Source organism: Halomonas sp. AOP22-C1-8 (assembly GCF_052378905.1).
Taxonomy (GTDB): domain Bacteria; phylum Pseudomonadota; class Gammaproteobacteria; order Pseudomonadales; family Halomonadaceae; genus Vreelandella; species Vreelandella citrativorans.
This window is the reverse complement of the sequence record NZ_JBQSYD010000006.1, coordinates 84,104-105,788: the sequence shown is the minus strand read 5'-3', so window position 1 is coordinate 105,788 and position 21,685 is coordinate 84,104. Positions and strand designations below refer to the sequence as shown.

The window sequence follows — 21,685 nt, the reverse complement described above, 5'->3', positions numbered from 1 at the left end:
CTCAATTGAAGCGGTGTAGTTCCTCTGTGTTTAAAAATGGAGATCGACATGCCCTTACATTGCCACCACCGTCCCCTACAGCCGACGAGAGCACTACATTGCGCCTCTTGCTCAAACCCTTTATCGCTCGTCAGGAGCGCATTTCTGCTCGCTCTGAGCGCGAGTGCTGTCATGCTGCTGTCTTCACAAGCTCTCGCACAGGCCCAGGAGACCGAGACCCGCAGTACTACTGCCCTAGCACCCATCACCGTACACGGAGAAGCGACATCCGTTAACGATACGTATGCCGGCGGCCAAGTCACCTACAGCAACCGGGCGGGCTTCCTGGGGAAAAGAGACTTCATGGAGACGCCTTTCAATGCCATCAGCTATACGGATCGCTTTATCCAGGATCAACAAGCTCAGAGTATTACCGATGTAATTGCAGCGACGGATCCGAGTGTCTTCAGCAACGGCGTCACCAGTGCCTGGAGCGAAACCTATTCGATCCGTGGTTTTGACGCCAGCACACGTGACGTCACGTTCGGTGGTCTGGCCGGGATGGCCCCCTACTACCGTACGTCTCCAGAAATGTTCGAGCGTATCGAGGTGCTCAAGGGGCCTTCGGCACTACTCAACGGGATGCCGCCAGGTGGCTCCGTTGGCGGTGCCATTAACCTGGTTCCCAAACGGGCTGGCGATGAACCGTTGACGCGTTTCACCACCACGTATATGTCCGACGCCCAGATTGGCGGGCACCTTGATGTCGGCCGACGCCTGGGTGACGACCAGCAGTTTGGCGTTCGCGTTAACGGCGTATACCGCGACGGCGAGGGGGCTGTGGATAACCAGACACCAAAGGTTCAAATGGGCTCTCTGGGGTTGGACTGGCGCGGTGATCACGCTCGACTATCAGCCGACTTGTACAGTGCGGACGACCATATTGATGGACCCGCTCGAGGTATCAACCTGGCCCCCGGCCTGGCAGTTCCGACGCCTCCCGCCCCCGATACACTGATCAACCCGGACTGGGCCTTTGCCGACACGCGCGACAAGGGGGCCATATTGCGTGGCGAATTCGACTTTACCGACGAGATCATGGGGTACGCGTCAATAGGTCAAAGCGAAACCAATTACACCTACAACGGTGCCATGTCAGCCCAGGTGCTTGATGATCAAGGCAACTATCGCACAAGCGTTGGTCAGCTTGCCTTCGATGTCGAAAAAACATCGGCGGAAGTCGGGGTTCGCGGTCACTTCCAGACCGGCGCTGTCAGTCACGACATCAGCGTCAATGCCACCCATTATGAGCACGAGCAGCACGATTACGGGCGCAGAAGCGTTCCCGATGCGGACTGGATCACCAACCTATACAATCCGCAATGGGGCCCCGCCGCTGATTTCATTACACCGCACATCATGCATACAGAGCTACGCTTGAACAGCTACGGTTTGGCAGACACGCTCTCGTTTGCCGATGATCGCATACAGCTGACGCTCGGCGCCCGACGCCAGGAAGTGGTGAGCGACACCTACAGCGTGATGACCGGCACACGTATCTCCCGCTATGATGAAAGCGCGGTCACACCCGCCGCAGCACTACTTTTCAAAGCGACCGACCAGGTATCGCTCTACGCCAACTATATCGAGGGGCTCAGCCAGGGGGCCACGGCACCTATGACTGCCGCCAACGCTGGTGAGGTGTTCGAGCCTTACAAGACCAAACAGAGCGAGGTTGGCGTGAAACTTGATCTGGGTGATTTTTCACACACGCTTAGCCTGTATGAAATAAAGCGGCCCAGCAGCTACACCGACCTGGCAACCAATATCTTCTCGGTTGGGGGCGAGCAGCGGAACCGAGGAGTGGAGTGGAGTTTCTTCGGCAGTCCTCTCAGCAACCTGCGCCTGATGGGGGGCATCGCTTATGTAAACCCAGAAATCACGCGCGCCGCGAGCGATGAAGAACAAGGCAATCAGGCAACCGGCGTACCAGACCTGCAAGCCAAGCTAGGCACTGAATGGGATCTATCCGTAGCACCAGGGCTGACACTGACCGCTAATGCCACCGCGATGTCAGAGCAGTACATTAATAGTGACAACTCCCTATCAGTACCCGGACACACTATTTATGACGTTGGAGCACGCTACGCCTCTAACCTTTCCGGCTATCCACTCACACTGCGTGCCACTGTTAACAATGTGACCGATAAAACGTACTGGGCAATGCCACAACTCTCAAGCCTCGCATTAGGCGCCCCCCGCACCTTTATGTTTTCGGCCTCACTGGACTTCTAGACGACTGTAACAAGCGGTGCTAATGCCATAACACCGAATATTTTTCACTACTAACTCCGTAAAACCTCCCCACCTACGCTCGCCGAGCGGGCGTAGGTGTGGATAACTTAAACCGTTAGGTGCTGCTTGATCAGCTCGTTGGAAAGCTCGCTGATATCACCTTTGGCCACCGGGCGGCCGCGGTCCATTATCACAAAGCGGTCGGCGTATTTGCGCGCAAAGGGCAGCTTCTGCTCGACCAGCAGCACCGTTAGGGCGTCTTCGGCAATCAGCTGGCGAATCACCTGGCCAATTTGCGCGACGATATTGGGCTGAATGCCCTCCCCCGGCTCATCCAGAATCAAGAGTTTGGGCTCGATTACCAGCGCTCGGCCAATGGCAAGCTGCTGCTGTTGCCCGCCGGATAAGTCACCGCCGCGGCGGTGCTTCATCTCCTTGAGCACTGGAAACAGTTCATAGATACGCTCGGGGATTTTTTTCAGCTTGTCACTGCGTGCAGCAAGGCCGGTACGCAGATTCTCTTCTACGGTGAGTAGCGGGAAAATCTGCCGCCCTTGCGGTACAAAGCCAATGCCCAGCCGTGAACGTGCTTCCACGGCTTTTTGGGTTAACTCAACCGCTTCGCTGCTCGACTGGTAGCGCAACTGGCCACTTTTTACCGCCACTTCACCCATGATGGCTTTCATCAGCGTGGTTTTACCCACTCCGTTGCGGCCCATCACGCAGGTGCACTGGCCAGCGGGTACGTCCAGGTCCAGATCCCAAAGTGTATGGCTTTCCCCATAAAACTGGTTGAGCTTTTCAATTGCCAGCATCAGGCAGCCTCCTCATCGTCAGCACCCAGGTACACTTCGACTACGTTGGGGTCGCTTGAGACCTGATCCATGCTGCCTTCGGCCAACACACTGCCTTGGTGAAGCACGGTCACTTTGCGGGCAATTGAGCGCACAAAGCCCATATCGTGTTCCACGACGACCACCGACTGCTTACCCGCCAAACCGGTCAGCAGTTCGGCTGTACGCTCCATTTCCTGCTCGGTCATACCGGCGACCGGCTCATCCACCAGCAGTAACCGTGGGCGCTGCATTAACAGCATGCCGATTTCCAACCACTGTTTCTGACCATGAGAGAGAATGCCCGCAGGCTGAAAGCGCAACTGAGTCAAACCAATGGTCTCCAGCACTTCGTCGATGCGGTCTTTGATCTCACCGGTCATACGCGCAGTCAGGGTGGGAAAGATCCGTTTGTCGGCGGCCATGGCCAGCTCCAGGTTTTCGAACACGCTCAGTACTTCAAACACCGTGGGCTTTTGAAACTTGCGCCCGATCCCGAGGCTGGCAATTTCCGGCTCGTTCATATTGAGCAGGTTATGACGGCTGCCAAACCATACGCTGCCCTCAGTGGGCCGCGTCTTGCCGGTGATAATATCCATCATGGTGGTCTTTCCCGCCCCGTTGGGGCCAATAATGCAACGCAGCTCGCCGTCGTCGATGGTCAAATTCAGCTTGTTGATCGCTTTAAAGCCATCAAAGCTCACCGTGACGTCTTCCATATACAGAATCGGGCCGTGGCGTACGTCCACCGGGGAGGCGGCTGGCGCTATAAAGTCAAATACCCGGTCGCGGGTTTTGAATGACTGCAGCAAGCTCATGCAATAGCCTCCTTGGTGCCTGCGTTATCGGATTCAACAGCGCGACGGCGCTTGCGCAACAGCCCCGCCACGCCCTTGGGCAGCAGTACCGTGACGAGTACAAACATTGCGCCCAAAGCAAACAGCCACGCATCAGGCATGACACCGGTGAAAATAGTTTTGGCATAGTTGACTAGAATTGCGCCGATCACCGCGCCGTACAGCGTGGCCCGACCACCCAGCGCCACCCATAGCACGATCTCAATCGAGAACAGCGGCGAGAATTCGCTAGGGTTGATGATGCCCACCTGAGGTACGTAAAGCGCGCCTGCCAGGCCCGCGAGCATCGCGGACACCACAAACACGAAGAGTTGAAAGCGCTCTACCCGGTAGCCGATAAAGCGCGTGCGCGCCTCGGCGTCGCGAGTGGCCACGCACACACGCCCCAGCTTGCTGGTCACGATCGCCCGACAGAGGATATAACCCAGCGCCAGCGCCACGCCGGTGGCCAGAAAAAGTCCCAGACGAGTATCGTTGCTGCGCAGGTTGAAGCCCAAAAGTTCGCGGAAGTCGGTCAGCCCGTTATTGCCGCCAAAGCCCATCTCATTGCGGAAAAATGCCAGCATCAGCGCAAAGGTCAACGCCTGGGTAATGATCGAGAGATAAACCCCCGTCACCCGCGAGCGAAACGCCAAAAAGCCGAACACCAGCGCCAGCATACCCGGCGCCAGCAGCACCATGGCAAAGGCGAACCAAGCCATATCAAAGCCCTGCCAGTACCAGGGCAGACTTTCCCAGTTTAGGAACACCATGAAGTCCGGCAGCACCGGGTGGCCGTAAGTGCCCCGGTCACCAATCTGGCGCATCAGGTACATGCCCATGGCGTAACCGCCAATCGCAAAAAACGCCCCGTGGCCCAGGCTAAGAATGCCGAGATATCCCCACACCAGATCAACCGCCACGGCCAGCAGCGCGTAGCTTAGGTACTTGCCAAACAGGTTCACCGTGTAGGCGTTCACATGCAGCGGGCTGCCTTGAGGCAGTGCCACGTGGAGTACCGTCACGACCAGCAGCGCGGTGAACAGTACTCCTAAAAAGACCTGTGTGGCACGCTCACCAAACGGGCGGGTTAGCCAAAACTGGCTTGAAGGTAGTTGTGACATCATGGGTTAGCCCTCCGCAGCCCGGCCCTTCTGCGGGAAGAGTCCACGCGGGCGTTTTTGAATAAACAGAATGATAAAGACCAGCACGATAATCTTGGCGAGTACCGCGCCCGCCCAGGGTTCCAGCACCTGATTGATCACCCCCAATGACAGCCCGGCCACGAGCGTCCCCCAGAGATTGCCCACACCGCCGAACACCACCACCATGAACGAGTCGATGATGTAGTTCTGGCCGAGGTTCGGGCCGACATTGGTAAGCTGGGAAAGCGCCACGCCGGCAAGGCCGGCTACACCAGAGCCGAGTGCAAAGGTCAGGATATCCACACGGGTCGCGCGAATTCCCATGGAGCGTGCCATAGCGCGGTTCTGGGTCACGGCACGTACTTCAAGGCCCAGGCGGGTGCGGCGCATGATCAGCATCAAACCGGCAAACACCACCAGCGCAAAACCCAGTACCACCATGCGGTTTATGGTCAGCGACAGCGCGTCATTGATAATGAGCGACCCGCTCATCCACTCCGGAGTAATTACCGTGCGGTTGAGCGGCGAGATCACCGTACGCACCAGCTGCTGCAGGATCAGACTGATACCGAAGGTGGCGAGGAGCGTCTCCAGCGGGCGGCCTTTCAAAAACTGAATCACGCTGCGCTCAATGGCAACCCCCACCAATGCGGCGACCAGAAAACCTGCCGGAATAGAGAGAATCAACGCCAGCCCCGGCTGGCCGGGCAACAGCTGTTGCATCATCCAGGTAGTGTAGGCGCCCAGCATCATCAGCTCACCGTGGGCCATGTTGATGACGCCCATCACGCCAAAGGTAATCGCAAGACCAATGGCGGCCAGTACCAGCACTGACCCCAGGCTCAAGCCAAAGTAGAGCGTTTCAACCCCACGGTTGATTTTCAGGTTCTGTTCCACGCTGGCAAGCGCGGCGCGGGCGGCATCCGCAGCTACGGTGTCGTCGCCATTGGCCGCACGACTTAGCGCAACTCTAGCGCGTGGATGAAGGCTTCCGGTTAGCGCTTCGATACCCGCCATTTCACCCTGCTCAGCACGGTAAATGGCGACCGCTTGGCTCAGCCGATAACGTACCTGGCTATCCTTTTCTTCCAGAATGAGCGCATTGATGGGTTCAAGCAGCTCACCATCGACTTCACCCAGCAAACGTTCGGCAGAGATACGGCGGCGATCCAGATTGGGCGAGTAAAGGTCCACCACAGCAATCGCGCTGCGCAGCTGGTTTCGCAGGGCGTTATTGATGCCCACGCGGTCCAGGTCGCGGCGTGACATCTCACCCAGCGGTTCATTCGTCAAGGCGTCGGCCACCGGCCACTCTCGGCCACTGTTATCGAGTACGACAACAAACTGACCATCGTCGGCACGCTGCAAGCGGCCATCCAGCAGAGCCTGCAGCCAATCACGGGCGCGCTCGTCGTCGCTTTGCAATATGGCGGTAATCGCCTCGCCTTTATCGCGGTAGGAATCGACATCCAGCGCCTCAAGAAGCTCAAGCGCGGCGTCATTATCAGAAGTATCGGGGCCTGTCTGTGCCTGTACGTTGAGTGTTATGCCCAACAACACAGCGCACAAAAACCCCCAGGAAAGGAAACGCCTCATGGGGTTGTTCCTTTGGTGGTCAAGGTGGAGAGTTAGCGTGCTCCCTTGCCGCCCGATCAGGCGGGCGGCAAGGGGTGGCCAGTATTATTCGGCGAGCGCCGCTTCGGCTTCTTCAGTAGCGGTGCTGCCACCGCATGAGCCGTTCACAACGTTGAAGTTGCCGCACTCCATGGGCTTGCGCCAATCGGCAATCAGGTCGCGCGAGCCGGGCAAGTAGTCGGACCAGGCATCGCCGGCAACGGTTGAGGGCGTTTGCCAGACGATATCGAACTGGCCATTGTCCTGCACTTCGCCAATCAGTACCGGCTTAGTGATGTGGTGGTTGGGCATCATCGCCGCATAGCCACCCGAGAGATTGGGCACACTCACGCCGATAATGGCATCCTTCACCGCGCCTACATCGGTGGTACCCGCTTTACGCACCGCCTCGGCCCACATGTTGAAACCGATGTAATGGGCTTCCATTGGGTCGTTGGTGACCGCTTCTTCATTACCGGTGTGCTCAATCCAGGCGTCGATAAAGTCGTAGTTGTCATCGGTATCCACGCTCATGAAGTAGTTCCAGGCAGCCAGATGGCCAACGAGCGGCGCAGTGTCGATACCGGAAAGCTCCTGCTCACCTACCGAAAACGCAATCACTGGAATATCAGCGGCATCAATACCCTGGTTGGCAAGCTCGCGGTAGAACGGCACGTTGGCGTCGCCGTTGATGGTCGAGATCACCGCGGTAGACTTGCCCTCTTCACCGAAGCGACGAATCTCGGAGACGATGTTCTGCCAGTCGGAGTGGCCGAAGGGCGTGTAGTTGACCATGATGTCGTCGCCTGCCACGCCGTGCTCATCTTTCAGAAACGCTTCGAGAATGCGGTTGGTGGTGCGCGGATAGACATAGTCGGTACCCACCAGAGCAAAGCGCTCAATGCCGACTTCGTTAATCAAATACTCGACAGCGGGAATCGCCTGTTGGTTGGGCGCGGCACCGGTATAGAAGACGTTTGCAGACGACTCTTCTCCCTCGTACTGCACCGGGTAGAACAACAGACCATTGAGTTCTTCAAACACCGGCAGCACCGCTTTACGTGATACCGATGTCCAGTTGCCGAACACCACGTCTACCTCATACTGGGCCAGCAGCTCGCGGGCGCGTTCGGCAAACAGCGGCCAGTTGGAGGCCGGGTCCACTACCACGGCTTCCAGCTGACGACCCAGCAGACCACCGGCTTCGTTCTGCTGCTGGATCAGCATTTCAACAGTGTCTTTTAACGTCGACTCACTGATAGCCATGGTGCCGGAAAGGGAGTGAAGGATACCCACCTTGATAGGGTCATCATTGGCTGACGCATGAAACGATACCGAAAGGGCCAGTGCAGAAAGACCCAGCAGTGCCTGTTTTTTCAAGTTCATGTTTCGCATCCCCAAGCTGCAAGCGGGCAGCTAGATATTTGTCATTAATCAGGTGTACTCAATTGCCTGAAAGCGCCTGTAACTCGTCCTGCACATTGCACGATGCGTTCCACACTTTAAAAAAACATAAAAAATTCAACCATATAAAAAGTATACAAGTTGTTTTACAGGAGTTTTCCATCTTTGATTCAGGGTCTTAAAGCGCTTCATTGGTGCTAAAGCGGTCTGATTCGCACGATAAAAGTGCATAAAAACTGTTCATTTTTATCCTTTTATCGCCAAGCTTCTGTTTTTAAAACATTTAGCGTTTTCTTGGCCTGTGGTTTGCAAAATGCCTTGTATACAAGACCATGAATAACCAAGGGCCAAACATGATGACCACACGCGGCTGGACACTCGAACAATGGCGGCAGGCATATAACGAGGGCGCAACCCCGGAAGCCTTACTCGGTGAGTTGATCACGCAACTCGCCAAACCTGACAGTACCGACAATGCCTGGATTTCACTTCTCGACCAAGAGGGGCTGGCTCATGCCCTGGCAGCACTTCAAACACGCCTGGACGAGGCGGGCGGCAAGATAGACAAGCTGCCGCTTTACGGCATTCCGTTTGCGGCGAAAGACAACATTGATGCCGCTGGGTTTGCCACCACGGCGGGCTGCCCGGCCTATGCCTATCAACCCACCCGTGACGCTGCTCTGATTGATAAGCTGCTCACCGCGGGCGCAGTACTCATCGGCAAGACCAATCTGGATCAGTTTGCCACCGGCCTGGTGGGTACCCGCTCTCCGTTTGGTGCCGTGGCCAATAGCTTCAATCCTGAAGTGGTGAGCGGCGGCTCAAGTTCTGGGTCGGCGTCCGTGGTGGCACGCGGGCTAGTGCCGTTCTCACTGGGTACCGACACGGCAGGCTCCGGTCGCGTGCCCGCCGGCTTGAATAACCTGGTCGGGCTTAAACCCACCAAAGGCCTGTTCAGCATCGATGGGGTGGTACCGGCGTGCCGTTCGCTGGACTGTGTCTCCATCTTCTCGTTGACTGTCAATGATGCCGGGCAGATCGCCGAGCTGATGGCCGGCTTCGAGCCTGCCGACGCTTTCTCACGCAAGGCGCCAAGCGCCCTTCCCCCGGATGCCCCGGCCATGCGCCGCCCTGGTCCGCTAACCAGGCTTGCCATCCCCCAGTCGCCTCAGTTCTTCGGCGACGTGGCGGCCGAAACCGCTTGGCAAACGGCAGTGGAGAAATGGCAAAAGCTTGAAGGGGTAACGCTCGTAGAACTTGATTTTGCCCCCATGCTTGAACTGGCAGCCCTGCTTTACGAAGGGCCGTGGGTAGCGGAGCGCCACGCCGCCGTGGAAACCTTCATGGCCGAACATGCCCAGAACATGAATGACGTGGTGCGCGGCATTATTAGTAACGCGGGTAAATTCAGCGCCACCGATACGTTCAAGGCGCAATACCGCAAGGAAGAGCTGGTTCGGGTGATCGATAGCCTCTTGGATGATATCGATGGTCTGTTAGTCCCCACCGCCCCTACCGCGCCCACTATCGCATCAGTGAATGCCGACCCGGTAACGCTCAATAGCCAGCTCGGCACCTATACCAATTTCGTTAACCTGGCCGATTTTTGCGCATTGGCGGTACCCGCCGGGTTCCGCGACGATGGACTACCTTTTGGCGTCACCCTGGTGAGCGGCGCCTGGAAGGATCGGGAACTACAGGCACTGGCCAGCCGCTGGCTAAATGCCCACCCGACGCCGCTGGGTGCCACTGACCAGGCACGCCCGCCGGAGACCGTTCATACCACCTTTGCCGTCCCCACCGTTCAAGTCGCTGTGGTAGGTGCTCATCTTTCCGGCATGCCGCTGAATACCCAACTGACCGAGCGCTATGCCTGGCGCGTGGCATCCACGACAACGTCCGCCAATTACCGCCTGTTTGCCCTGCCCAACACGGTACCGCCCAAGCCCGGCCTGCAGCGCGTTCACGAAAATGGTGCCGCCATCATTGTTGAAGTATGGGAAATGGCCGCGTCGGAATTTGGCTCGTTTGTTGATCTGATTCCCCCGCCGCTGGGTATCGGGAGTGTCGAGCTTGCCGACGGCCGCTGGGTCAACGGCTTTATCTGCGAAGGGCATGGAACCACGGATGCTCAGGATGTCACCGAGTTTGGTGGCTGGCGTGCCTACATCAAGGCCCAAACCTCCCACGCATAACGAGGCTATGACCCATGTTCAATAAAGTATTAGTTGCCAACCGCGGTGAAATCGCCGTACGTACCAACCGCACCTTAAAAGCGCTCGGTGTCGGCAGCGTTGCCGTTTATTCCCATGAAGACCGCCACAGCCTGCATGTGGAAAGCGCCAGCGAAGCCGTGGCCCTTACGGGCAACGGCGCCAGTGAAACCTACCTGGACAAGCGCCAGATTCTTGATGCCGCCCGAAAGACCGGCGCGCAGGCCATTATTCCCGGGTACGGCTTTCTGTCTGAAAACGCTGACTTTGCCGAAACCTGTGGGCGTGAAGGTATCGTTTTTATCGGCCCCACGCCTACACAAATGCGCGAGTTCGGACTAAAGCACCGCGCCCGTGAGTTGGCCGAAGCGGCAGGCGTGCCGCTAGCCCCAGGCAGCGGCCTGCTCGACAGCGTAGAAGAGGCGCTTACCACCGCTGAACGCCTGGGCTACCCGGTAATGCTCAAAAGCACCGCGGGCGGCGGCGGGATTGGCCTGACGCGCTGCAATAGCGCCAAAGAACTGCAAGACGCTTTTGAAACCGTTCAACGCCAGGGCAAAAACTTCTTTAACGACAGCGGCGTCTTCCTTGAGCGCTTTATCGCCCGTGCCCGCCACGTGGAAGTCCAGATTATCGGCGATGGCCACGGCAACGTGGTGGCATTAGGCGAGCGTGACTGCTCATTGCAACGCCGCAACCAGAAAGTCGTGGAAGAGACGCCAGCCCCCAACCTGCCCGCGGCCACCCGCCAAAAGATGCTGGATGCGGCCGTGGCGCTGGGTGAATCGGTCAACTACCGTTCAGCGGGTACCGTTGAGTACATCTACGACGCCGAGCGTGATGAGTTCTACTTTCTGGAGGTCAACACCCGACTGCAGGTAGAACACCCTATCACCGAAGCCGTGACCGGCCTTGACCTGATCGAATGGATGCTCAAGATTGCCGCGGGCGACCACCTGGACCTGGCTAATGTTACGCTCAGCTTGAACGGTGCGGCCATGGAAGTGCGCATCTATGCCGAAAACCCGTTAAAGGATTTTCAGCCCTCGCCCGGGGAACTAACCGACGTACACTGGCCCGGTGATGGCGTGCGTATCGACACCTGGGTCGAAAATGGCAGCCAGGTATCCGCTCACTACGACCCCATGATCGCCAAGCTGATCGTGCATGGTAACGACCGCGCGGATGCTCTGGCCAAGCTGCGTAAAGCACTGGATGAAACCCGCCTGATGGGTATTGCCACCAACCTTGACTACCTGCGTCAGGTGGTTGCCCAGGCGAGCTTTGCCGAAGGCAAGGTCTCGACTCGCGCGTTGGAAAGCTTTCACTTTCAGCCCTGCGTTGCCGAAGTGGTCTACCCAGGCACTTACACCACGGTGCAGGACTTCCCGGGACGGGTCGGCTACTGGAACATCGGTGTGCCGCCCAGCGGCCCGATGGATGACTTCGCCTTTCGCCTCGCCAACCGGATTGTCGGTAACCACCCGGAGGCTGCCGGGCTGGAAGCTACGCTGATAGGCCCAAGCCTTACGTTTCATCAGGCAACCGTCGTGGCGCTGACCGGCGCCGTTACCGACGCTACGCTCGACAATACCCCAGTGGATTTCTGGACGCCTATCCACGTCAACGTCGGCCAAACGCTCGTGGTGGGCAAGGCCAGCCAGGGATGCCGCACTTACCTTGCCGTGCGTGGCGGATTCGATGTACCAGTGTATCTTGGCAGCCGGGCAACCTTTGCCCTCGGCCAGTTTGGCGGTCACGGCGGACGACCGCTACGCCCGGGCGATCTGCTCGGCATCAGCCAGCCGGGGTTACCTGCCTGCACCACGCCAGCGCCCACCCACGACCCTGCCCCCGTTGACCCGGCGCTCATCCCGAATTACCCGAGCCACTGGGAAATAGGCGTGCTCTACGGCCCGCACGGCGCGCCCGACTTCTTTACCGAAGACTCCATTGAGCGCTTCTTTCAACAGGACTGGGAAGTCCATTACAACTCCAACCGGCTGGGCATTCGCCTGAATGGCCCTAAACCTGAATTCAGTCGGGCAGATGGCGGTGAAGCGGGGCTACACCCTTCAAATATTCATGACTGCGAATATGCGATCGGCTCGATTAACTTCACGGGTGACATGCCGGTTATTCTGACCCGAGATGGCCCCAGCTTGGGTGGGTTTGTCTGCCCGGTTACCATCGCCAAGGCCGAGCTGTGGAAAGTGGGTCAGGTCAAACCCGGCGATACTATCCGCTTTGTCGCCATCGACAACGCCACCGCCGTCAAGCTCGCAGAACGCCAGGAGCTGGCCGTCAAGTACCTGTCCGCGCCGCCTGCCGTGACCCTAAACAGCGCCGAGCTGGCGCCGCTTAACGGGCTATCCGCCACTGTGCTGGCCCACCTTGAGGCGACGCAGGAGCGCCCGGAAGTTACCTACCGTCAGGCAGGCGATCAGTACATTTTGCTGGAATACGGCCCTAATGTGCTGGATTTAGGCGCGCGTATGCGTATCCACGCACTGATGGAGGCGATTGCCGATATACAGCCACGCGGCCTTTTGGAACTTTCCCCCGGTGTGCGTTCGCTGCAACTGCGTTACGACCCGCTGACGCTGACCCAGCAGGCGTTGATGACTTACCTGCTCGACCTGGAAGCCACCCTGCCACCTACCGACGAGTTGAAAGTACGCAGCCGGGTGATTCATCTTCCCATGGCGTTTGAAGATAGCGCGACGCTGGAAGCGGTGGAAAAGTATCGCCAGTCGGTGCGCGATACCGCTCCCTGGCTGCCCAACAACGTGGATTTCATGCAGCGCATCAACGGCCTCGCCAACCGTGACGAGGTCAAGGATGTGCTCTATTCGGCGCGTTATTTAGTGTTGGGGCTAGGCGATGTGTATTTGGGAGCGCCCTGCGCCGTGCCCCTGGACCCTCGGCATCGACTGCTGACCTCCAAATACAACCCGGCGCGCACCTATACCGCCGAAGGCACGGTCGGCATCGGCGGCATTTATATGTGCATTTACGGCATGGACTCGCCCGGCGGCTACCAGCTGGTGGGGCGCACCCTGCCCATCTGGAACAAGCATCTAAAAAACAAACAGTTTTCAGAAGGCGCTCCCTGGCTACTGCGCTTTTTCGATCAAGTGTGCTACTACCCGGTCAGCGAGGATGAACTGGATAACCTGCGCGATCAGTTTAGGGCGGGTAAGCTAGCTATCGAGATCGAGGAAGATACGTTTGACCTGAAATCACACCAGGCATTTTTAGATGTCAACCAGCAGGCCATCGCCGAATTTCGCGCCCTTCAACAGGATGCCTACGCGAAAGAGGTGGCGCTATGGCGTGAAAGCGAAGAGAAGGCTCTGGACCGTTTGGCCAAAGCACCGCCCCCCGCAGAGGCGGATGACCTGGCTGGCTATGGCGAGCTGATCAGTGCCGAGATTGCGGGCAATATCTGGAAGTGCCTTGTGCAACCCGGCGATAACGTCATCAAAGGCGATCCGTTAGTGATTGTTGAAGCCATGAAGATGGAATTTGAAGTCATGGCGACACACTCTGGCACAATAAGCGCTATGCACGTCACCACGGGCCGAGCGGTAACGCCAGGGGAGCCGCTGCTGAGTATTGAAGTTTAAGGCATTCACATTGCTGCTGGCGTGCCGCCGCATCATGCGGCGGCCTCTCTCAATAAGGCCTATTGCCATGGCGTTGCGTAAATCATCCATCGCTGACCGTGTCTACGATGCGTTGAAAGACGATATTTTCGAGTTTCGCCTTCTTCCCGGCGATAAATTTAGCGAAGGCGATATCGGTGACCGGCTGGAGGCAAGCCGAACCCCGGTGCGCCAAGCGCTTTTTCAGCTCCAGCGAGAGGGGTATGTCGATGTGCTCTTTCGCAGCGGCTGGCAGGTGAAGCCGCTGGACTTCCAGAAGATCGCTGAACTCTACGACCTACGCATTACTCTGGAACAGGCGGCCGTTCACAAGCTTTGTGCCCTGCCTGAAAAGCCGCTGGTGCTGCGAACTTTACGCGATATCTGGAATCCCGCCAGCCACGCTGATCGGGCGGTGGGCAGTACGGTTCGTGCACTGGATGAAAGTTTCCATGGCGATTTAGTGGTGGCCGCTGGCAATCAGGAGATGAGCCGTATTCATCGTGAAATTACCGAGCGCCTGCGCGTCATTCGACGCTTGGACTTCACCCGCGATGACCGGGTTGATGCCACCTATCGCGAACACGCCGCCATTCTGACGGCTCTTGACGAAAACGATGCTCAGCTCGCCGCCCAACGCCTGGGGTCGCATATCCGAAGCAGCCATGGCGCCGTTCAGGAAATCACCATGGAGCGCCTTCGTGAAGCTGCCGAAGAGCAGCGCCAACGCAGCGCTAGCGCTTAAAAAAAGCGCCCTGGGTTACCCAGGGCGCTTATCAGCCACGCGTCCAATGTTGAGACGATACCGTCTACTCGGCAATAGCGCGCTTGCGACGCTTCTTCAGCAGCGGCAGACCCAGCGACAGCAGGGCAATCAGCAGCAGAGAGAGCGAGATTGGCTTATCAATAAACGTCATCCAGTCACCGCCAGAGATCTGCAGCGCACGGCGCATGGATTCTTCCATGATATTGCCCAGAATCAACGCCAGGATCAGCGGCGCCGCCGGGAAGCCAAACAGACGCATGCCCAAGCCCAACAGGCCAAAGCCCAACAGCAGCAACAGATCAAACACGCTAAAGCTCATGCCATACACGCCGATCATGCAGAAAATCAGAATCAGTGAGAGCAGCAGCGGCTTGGGCAGGTCGAGGATTTTGGCAATCAGCGGGATCAGCGGCAGGTTCAAGACCAGCAGGAAGATGTTGCCGATATACATACTGGCTACCACACCCCAGAACACATCCGGGCGTTGCTCAAGCATCATCGGGCCTGGTGTAACCCCCATCACCAGTAGCGCACCCAGCAGTACCGCCGTGGTGCCCGAGCCCGGTACACCCAAGGTTAAAAGCGGTACAAACGAGCCGGTACACGCCGCGTTGTTGGCTGCTTCCGGCGCCGCAACGCCTTTAATATTACCCTTACCGAAGGTGTCACCGTCTTTGGCAAGACGCTTTTCCATGCTGTAGCCCAGAAACGAGCCAATCGTCGCCCCCGCGCCCGGCAGTACGCCAGTAAAGAACCCAAGTACAGAGCTACGGCTGACAGGGCCTGCAATCTCTTTTACTTCACTTCGAGTGAGTTTTAACGAACCAATGGCATTACGCGGGGCTTCTTTACCGCCACCGCCGCGCAGCAGCATGTAGAACACTTCGGCTAACGCAAAGATACCCAATGCCACGACCAGGAAGTCGATGCCATCCAGCAGTTGAATAGAGCCAAAGGTAAAGCGCTCGGTACCGGTTTGCAGGTCGATGCCCACAATCGAGATGATCACCCCGACCACAGCGGCGATGAGGCCTTTGATCAGCGACTTATCCGACAATGAGACCACGGCGGTTAAGCCCAGCACCATTAATGCAAAGTACTCAGCAGGGCCAAAGCTGACCGCTACCTTGGAGAGCAAGGGCGCGACCAGCATCAAGAAGATAACCGAGATGGTCCCCCCCACAAACGAGGAGTAGGCGGCAATGGCCAGCGCTTTACCCGCCATGCCTTTTTTGGCCATTGGGTAGCCATCAAAAGACGTGGCGACCGTACCTGCAACGCCCGGGGCATTGAGCAGGATAGAGGAGGTGGAACCACCGAAAATGGCGCCATAGTACACCCCTGCCATTAGGATCAAGCCGGATGAAGGCTCCATGGCAAAGGTGATAGGAATCATTAAAGCCAGCGCGCTGATCGGCCCAAGGCCGGGCAGCATGCCGATAATCGTACCGGCAAACACACCGGCAAATACGTAAGCGATATTGATAGGCTCAAGCGCGATGCCGAAGCCGTACATCAAATTATTTAAGGCATCCATGGGATCTACTCTCTTAAAAACTAGCTTAAAAACCAGCTTAAAAACCAGCCCAGAAACGGCGCAGGAGGCATTAGCAAGTCGGCGTTAGAAAGGGATAACACCGGTCGGCAAGTAAACGTCCATCACCTGTGTCATCGTCAGATACAGCGCCAGCACCACCCCTAGCGATGTCACCAGATTGACCACATGACGACGATAGCCGTAGTAAGCCGTTAACCCCGTGCACAAAAGCGTTGAGGCCAGTACAAACCCCAATGGCACCAGCAGTAGCGCATACGCGGCAATGGCCAGTGACGTAACAATCACGCGTCCCCATGGCGTCATCAGCAGCGGGCCTTGTTGCGCGTCGTGATCAATCTCATCGGCACCGGCAAGCGGTGAGGGTTTCTCGAAAAACAGAAACACGGAGAGAATCAGCAGCGAAAAGCCGAGCACTTTAGGGAACAGGTCAGAGTCGACCGGCCGCGGCAAGGGAAAGGTAGGGATTTGCCATGCCATGGCGATATACGCAGCCGCCACTAATGCCAACACCAGCGCTAACCACTGATTGGTATTTAATTTCGTCATTGGAGTTTCTCCGAGGAGCACGTACCTAATCGTCACGAACAGGCATTCCCGGCGGCACAACGAGGCCACCGGGATAACACGCTATAGCACTATAGGTTATTTATTGACGCAGTAGGCCCAATTCGCTTAACACGCCGCTGAACTGCGCTTGCTGCTCATCAAGGAAGACACCGAACTCTTCACTGTTCTGGTAGGCATCGATCCAACCCAACTGGTCGCGAGCTTCCTGCCAGCCATCAGTTTCGAGCATTTCGGCAAACAGGTCCTGATAGTAGGTCACTGCTTCTTCCGGCATATCCGGGGTGCCCATTATGCCGCGCCAAATATCGAAGGTGTAATCCACACCCTGCTCTTGATAGGTCGGCACTTCGGCCAGACCGCCACCCAGGCGCTCCGGTGAAGAGACACCTAGCGCACGGATCTGGCTGCCTTCACCCAGTTGCCCCACCGACTCACCGGCACCGGTAATCACCGCCTCGATATGACCGCCCATCAGGTTGGTCATGGCATCGCCACCGCCGGAGAACGGAATGTAGTTGACACTTGATGCCTCAAGGCCCGCTGCGGATGCCAGGCCCGCAATAGAGATATGATCCATGGAGCCAGGTGCACTGCCGCCGCCTACGCTTAAGCCAGGATTTTCCTTGAGCGCATCAAACAGGTCATTGATCGTCTCGTACTCAGAGTCCGCCGACACCAGCACAATGGAGTAGTCAGTGATCAGGCGAGCAACCGGCGTGAAATCAGTGTGGTCATAGCGTGAGGCACCGGCCAGAGGCACCAGAATGATCGGCGGGCTGGTGGCAAACAGCTTGTGCGGATTGCCGCTATCACGAGCGATTTGCGCCCAAGCCACGGCACCGCCGCCGCCTGGTACGTTGATAGCAGCATAGTTCTCGTCAGCAAGCCCTTCTTGCTGAATAACGCGCGATACAGTGCGTACCAGCGTATCCCAGCCGCCACCCGGGTTGGCGGGTGCCACGAACTCAACCGATTTGCTCGGTGTCCACTCTTGTGCCTGAACGGAGGTCGTCATGCCTGCCAGGGCAGCCATCGGTAGAGCGATCACGGCTAAGCGCTTCAAGGAAAGTACGGTCATTTGGCGTTCTCCACATATAAATGTTGTTGTGTGGTCCACTGTTATTATGTCGTGGTTACGCCGCGAACGTTAGAAGCGCTGGGCCTTTACGACAAGCTTGTGAACATAAAAAACAAAATGTTCTTTGTGGGCATTTTGTTCATTTTGTTCATTTTGTTCACAGACACGTTAACCAGCCAACCTAAAGCGACTTAAGCCAGCTATGGGCGGCCTCAAGCAGCTGATAGCGCCGCTCTGGCCGACCCACATCACCGTAGCCAAGTTCGGCACTGACTCTTTGTTCAGCCACCAGAAACTCCAGGTAGCGTCGAGCGGTTGAGCGGCTAGCCCCCATAATGCGGGCAACCTGCATGGCGGTTAGCGGCGTCGCCTCAGCGGCCATGGCCTCCCCCACTCGGCGCAGCGTTAGCCGGTCGATGCCTTTGGGCAGCGCGCTGGGCGTCGGGCGCGGCGCCTCGCCTGGCTGCAGTCTTTTAAACACGTGATCCAGCTCGTCCTGGTTCATCTCGTTACGCCCTGAAAGCACTTCGCGCTCGCGACGAAAACGAGCCAGCATCTGCTCCATGCGGGCAGCTTCAATCGGTTTGATCAGATAATCAAATACGCCTCCACGCAGCGCCTCGCTGATGGTTTCTACCTCGCGGGCGGCAGTGACCATCACAATATCCACATGGGTGTAGTCACGCCTGATCGCCCATAGAAGCTCCAGCCCTTCTACATCAGGCAGATAGGCGTCCAGCAATACCAGGTGGATAGCGGCAGCCTGTTCCGCCATTAACGCCTTGGCTTCGCTGCCGTTACGAGCAACGCCTGCGATATAAAAGCCTTCGTCCTGTTCAATAAACGCTTTATGAATATCGGCAATGCGAAAATCATCTTCGACAATCAGAATGCCGTATTGAGCTGCAGACATGCTCACTCCTCTTACGGTCGTCATTATTATGGTGAGTCGTGCGTATCAGGTTCAGCGCATAGCGAGCGGTCCAGTACCGCAATAAAGCAGGCTCCGCCCAGCTCGCTCTCCTCAAGCGTGATGGCTCCGCCATGCTGGCGACACAACCTTGCCACCAGCGCCAGGCCGATACCGCAGTGCTTGCCCGTTTTGGTAGAAAAGCCCTCCTCGAATATTGATTCAGCATGTTCGGGGAGCACGCCTGGCCCATTATCCTCTACTTCGAGCAGCAATTGCTCCCCCAGATCGGTGAAAAACAGCCGCACGCTGGGCATACTGCTATTCGGGCCATTAAGCGCGGCATGGCAAGCATTATCCAGTAGATTACCGACCACGCTCATCATGACTTCTTGCCCAGTGGGCGTGAGTGGGCAGGAGAGCGAGCTCTGCTCGTCGATCTCAAGCGTTACGCCCAGCTCGCGCGCCCGGGTAAGCTTACCCAGCAACGTACCACTGAGCACCGTGTCGGCAACATGGCGCATCAAAAAACTCATTTGAGCTTGAGCCCGCTCGGTTTCCTGATGAATCAGCGCCAGCGCTTCATCGATGCGCTCAAGCTGGAGGAGCCCTGAAATGGTATAGAGCTTATTGGAGAACTCATGCGCCTGGGCACGCAGCATATCCACATCGCGGCTTGCCTGGGTAAGCGCCTGGGAAAGATCAACGATTTCGCGGCGGCTACGAAACGTGGCCACGGCCCCTTCAATTTCACCCTCATGCAGAATGGGCACCCGATTGACGATGGCCGGGTGATCGCCCAGCCACATCTGCTGGTCAAACTCCTGCTCACCGTGCTTCAGCACTTCCAGTAAACGGGTGTTAGGCACTACGTCCTGAATCGGCAGCCCCAGTATGACGTGCTCATCGGGCAGGTTGAGAAAGCGCTTGGCCTGCTGGTTGACCAGCGTGATGTGGCCATCCCGGTTGACGGCCAGAATACCCTCGTGAATGGACTGCAGGATCGCCTCTTTTTCCATCGCCAAGCGGGCGATTTCATAAGGCTCCAGACCCAGAATGACCTTTTTAAGATGCTGGGAAAGCCAGTATGCCCCGGCAAACCCCAGCACAATCATCAGCCCGACCAGTGCCCAACCAAAGCTTGTGTAACGGGCAACATCCATCTCGACCCGATCCATCATAAAGCCGACGGAAACGAGCCCGATAATATTGCCCTCGTCATCCCAAACGGGTGTTTTTCCGCGCATGGCGGTGCCTAACGTGCCGGTCGCCTCGGACACGTAGGACTGCCCATAAATCAGCGCCTGGTCGTTATCGCCGCCCACCATCGCCTCGCCAAGGCGCTCAGGCACGGGGTGTGAATAGCGGATCGACTGCGCATTACCCACGACCACATAGCGCGCTCCGGTTTCTATACGCACCCGTTCTGCCAGTGGCTGAATAATCATCGCCGGGTCGGGCGTCGCGAAGGCGCTAACGATTTGGGGTATACCGGCCACTGTTTTCGCCACCGCCAACGCCCGCTCACCCATTTGATGATTGATGATATCGGCCTTACGATGATTGAGATATGCCCCCTGAGCCAGTAGCATGCCGGCCAGCAGCAACCCCACCAGCAACATCACTTGCAAACGGAAACTGCGTTTATACCAACGCCGTTTAGTACGCGTACGGCGCCAGCGCTGTAATTCAGCTAAGGTACGGGGGCGGGAATTAGTCATGGTGGAACTCAAAGTGCGCGACAGCGTCATTATGACATGCGCGGTAAGGGGGCGTTAATCGCCATCTTTTATGTCATTAGGGAGGCGCTGGGTGTTCAGCATATTTAAACGCGTTATTTCGTCGAGCAGTTACCTGTTTGCCAGTACTGCTTTTTTAAGCGTTGTGCTTATCAGTCCTGCGGTCGCTAATCCTTTTTATGCACCTCCGCCGCCTACCGACGACGCGCCGATTTTTAGCGGCGACGCTGAACTTGGCTTTACGCACCTTTCTGGCAACACCAATAGCCAGACACTGATTGGCAAAACCCGCCTGACTTGGCTAACCGGCAATTTTATTCACTCGCTCCGCGGCGAGGTGCGGAACGTGAGTAAGGATGGCGAAACCAGCGCCGAGCAATATTTGCTCGCTGCCCGCGAGCGCTACGATTTTAAAGGCCCGCACTATGTATTTGGATTTGCCCGCTGGGAGAAAGATCGCTTTGCGGGCTACGACCAGCAACTTTCCGTGATTGGCGGGTATGGGCGCCAGCTGTTAGAAGGCTCGCGCCATTCACTCTCACTTGAGGCAGGCCCAGGTTACCGTAATGACCGCCTGCGCGACGATGATAACGAACAGCTCGCGGTTGCCTATACCGCCCTGGCCTATCACTGGAGCTTTTCGGACTACGCCGATATTGATCAGGAAATGTCGGTGGAATATACCGATAAAAACACCACAGGCAGATCGCTAACGGCGCTCACTGCACGGCTCAACGCTCGCATGTCGTTACGCTTGTCGCATGAGGTTAAGCACAACTCTCAACCGCCGGATGATGCCAGCGAACGTACCGATAACACCACCAGCGCCTCGTTGCTGTACCACTGGTAGCAAAAAAGCGACGATGGGTGTGAATGGCCCGCCAATAGAAGCACCGTCGCGGTTTTTGCAGTGCTTCAATAGGGGGCATTGGCCTGTTTTCCAGCTCCCGTTTTAAGTCTCCCCCTTAATCGCGTTCGACTTTAGTCTAGTGGCACGATATACTAGCGCCAGTTTCCTGTCCTCGCGCCATTCAATGAATGGCGCTTTTTTTTTGCTGCGCTTTCCGCATTTGCGCTGTTTCCTCATGTCCCACCCAAGGT

The 21,685-nt window shown here is 57.2% G+C and carries 15 protein-coding genes; 5 read left to right on the top strand and 10 right to left on the bottom strand.

Annotated elements, in window-relative coordinates:
* Positions 1–171 precede the first annotated feature (171 nt).
* Positions 172–2,274, top strand: a complete 2,103-nt coding sequence (locus ACT3TY_RS05175) for a TonB-dependent receptor (protein WP_303393867.1) — start codon at positions 172–174, stop codon at positions 2,272–2,274.
* Between the two features lie 107 nt (positions 2,275–2,381).
* On the opposite strand, the gene urtE is transcribed toward ACT3TY_RS05175, so the two are convergent.
* The 5 genes from urtE to urtA form a co-directional block, all read right to left on the bottom strand.
* Entirely contained in the window at positions 2,382–3,089 is a 708-nt protein-coding gene (gene urtE, locus ACT3TY_RS05170; protein WP_087110689.1) for an urea ABC transporter ATP-binding subunit UrtE, read from the bottom strand.
* The gene (gene urtD, locus ACT3TY_RS05165) at positions 3,089–3,925 is read right to left on the bottom strand and encodes an urea ABC transporter ATP-binding protein UrtD (protein ID WP_087110687.1); all 837 of its coding nucleotides are present in this window, start codon (positions 3,923–3,925) and stop codon (positions 3,089–3,091) included. The genes urtE and urtD overlap by 1 nt, the downstream gene beginning before the upstream one ends.
* Positions 3,922–5,070 carry an urea ABC transporter permease subunit UrtC gene (gene urtC, locus ACT3TY_RS05160; protein WP_087110685.1) on the bottom strand — a complete coding sequence of 383 codons (1,149 nt, stop codon included), beginning with the start codon at positions 5,068–5,070 and terminating at the stop codon, positions 3,922–3,924. The genes urtD and urtC overlap by 4 nt, the downstream gene beginning before the upstream one ends.
* Positions 5,071–5,073: 3 nt before the next feature.
* A complete protein-coding gene (gene urtB, locus ACT3TY_RS05155) occupies positions 5,074–6,684 on the bottom strand; it encodes an urea ABC transporter permease subunit UrtB (RefSeq protein WP_087110683.1) in 1,611 nt (536 codons plus the stop codon).
* Between the two features lie 84 nt (positions 6,685–6,768).
* Positions 6,769–8,088, bottom strand: a complete 1,320-nt coding sequence (gene urtA / locus ACT3TY_RS05150; RefSeq protein ID WP_140398999.1) for an urea ABC transporter substrate-binding protein — start codon at positions 8,086–8,088, stop codon at positions 6,769–6,771.
* A gap of 371 nt (positions 8,089–8,459) precedes the next feature.
* Here urtA and atzF point away from each other — a divergent pair, with 371 nt between their 5' ends.
* The 3 genes from atzF (at position 8,460) to ACT3TY_RS05135 (ending at position 14,711) form a co-directional block, all read left to right on the top strand.
* A complete protein-coding gene (gene atzF / locus ACT3TY_RS05145) occupies positions 8,460–10,301 on the top strand; it encodes an allophanate hydrolase (protein WP_444627544.1) in 1,842 nt (613 codons plus the stop codon).
* Positions 10,302–10,315: 14 nt separating this feature from the next.
* The gene (gene uca / locus ACT3TY_RS05140) at positions 10,316–13,948 is read left to right on the top strand and encodes an urea carboxylase (protein WP_444627543.1); all 3,633 of its coding nucleotides are present in this window, start codon (positions 10,316–10,318) and stop codon (positions 13,946–13,948) included.
* Positions 13,949–14,015: 67 nt separating this feature from the next.
* Entirely contained in the window at positions 14,016–14,711 is a 696-nt protein-coding gene (locus tag ACT3TY_RS05135; protein ID WP_087110675.1) for a GntR family transcriptional regulator, read from the top strand.
* 64 nt (positions 14,712–14,775) lie between these two features.
* Here ACT3TY_RS05135 and ACT3TY_RS05130 read toward each other — a convergent pair whose 3' ends face one another.
* The 5 genes from ACT3TY_RS05130 to ACT3TY_RS05110 form a co-directional block, all read right to left on the bottom strand.
* Positions 14,776–16,269 (bottom strand): tripartite tricarboxylate transporter permease, encoded by a 1,494-nt coding sequence (locus tag ACT3TY_RS05130; protein WP_087110673.1) that lies wholly within the window; start codon positions 16,267–16,269, stop codon positions 14,776–14,778.
* 84 nt (positions 16,270–16,353) lie between these two features.
* Complete coding sequence (locus ACT3TY_RS05125) at positions 16,354–16,836, bottom strand: tripartite tricarboxylate transporter TctB family protein (protein ID WP_087110671.1); 483 nt, start codon at positions 16,834–16,836, stop codon at positions 16,354–16,356.
* Between the two features lie 100 nt (positions 16,837–16,936).
* Positions 16,937–17,935, bottom strand: coding sequence for a Bug family tripartite tricarboxylate transporter substrate binding protein (locus ACT3TY_RS05120; RefSeq protein WP_444627541.1), 999 nt, complete (start codon positions 17,933–17,935; stop codon positions 16,937–16,939).
* A gap of 181 nt (positions 17,936–18,116) precedes the next feature.
* A complete protein-coding gene (locus ACT3TY_RS05115) occupies positions 18,117–18,848 on the bottom strand; it encodes a response regulator (RefSeq protein ID WP_172116947.1) in 732 nt (243 codons plus the stop codon).
* A 26-nt stretch (positions 18,849–18,874) separates the two neighbouring features.
* Positions 18,875–20,566: an ATP-binding protein gene (locus ACT3TY_RS05110; protein ID WP_444627540.1), complete on the bottom strand. Its 1,692-nt coding sequence runs from the start codon at positions 20,564–20,566 to the stop codon at positions 18,875–18,877.
* Positions 20,567–20,699: 133 nt separating this feature from the next.
* Here ACT3TY_RS05110 and ACT3TY_RS05105 point away from each other — a divergent pair, with 133 nt between their 5' ends.
* Complete coding sequence (locus ACT3TY_RS05105; protein ID WP_444627572.1) at positions 20,700–21,434, top strand: DUF481 domain-containing protein; 735 nt, start codon at positions 20,700–20,702, stop codon at positions 21,432–21,434.
* Positions 21,435–21,685 lie beyond the last annotated feature (251 nt).